Raw genomic sequence first — 735 nt, forward strand, 5'->3', positions numbered from 1 at the left:
GGACTTAAAACATAAGGGATACAATATCCTGAAGTCTGAGAATAGTGTGGATGATGTTATACAGCATTTTGCCCCGACAAAAGTAAACGACCTATGGCCGTTTATGAGCGAGTTTAAGGAAGAGTCTGCGACAGTCGTGATCGAGCAGATCCTGGATTTACCAGAGGAAGTTTTAGAAGGAAAATTCTTAAGGGTTTATTAAAGTTAGTAAACGAAGAATTTAGATTCATTTTTTAGATAAGTAATTTGTTATTATGTTTTTATTAGTGTTAAATATTCAAAAACATAAACATATAGATAAAATTAAAATTTAATATTTTTTGTTTATTAGTAGTATTTATACTACCTTTGTGTTGTGGTATTCGAGATGTGTATGGTAGTTTAAGGCGTAAATTATCCACTCACATTTAAATCTGTTTCAATATGAAATCAAGTGAATTCCACAAGATTTTGCGAAAAAGTGGCTGGAACCATATCCGCACGAGTGGATCTCACTACATTTATGAGAAGGAGGGTAGAACATATCCAGTTCCTTATCATGGAAGTAAAGAAATTGGGGAAGGTCTTCGCAAGAAAATCATGAAGGATCTAGGGCTTAAATAAGCCTTAGATCCCAAATGAAAATAGAAAGGAGCAAAATATGAAAACCTTAAAAATTGTTATTGAACGCAGTGAAGATATGTTTAGTGCCTATGCCGAGAATGCAGAAGGCATCTATGGCGGTGGCGATACTGT

2 protein-coding genes are annotated in these 735 nt (G+C 34.3%); both read left to right on the forward strand.

All coding sequences use genetic code 11. The features are described from left to right. Positions 1-202, forward strand: a 202-nt coding sequence (locus L950_RS31240) for a hypothetical protein (protein ID WP_037526442.1), incomplete at its 5' end; no start/stop codon positions are given. Positions 203-423: 221 nt separating this feature from the next. Next, complete coding sequence (locus L950_RS25475) at positions 424-603, forward strand: type II toxin-antitoxin system HicA family toxin (protein ID WP_021190573.1); 180 nt, start codon at positions 424-426, stop codon at positions 601-603. Positions 604-735: the final 132 nt, after the last annotated feature.

Source organism: Sphingobacterium sp. IITKGP-BTPF85 (assembly GCF_001006065.1).
GTDB lineage: Bacteria > Bacteroidota > Bacteroidia > Sphingobacteriales > Sphingobacteriaceae > Sphingobacterium > Sphingobacterium anhuiense.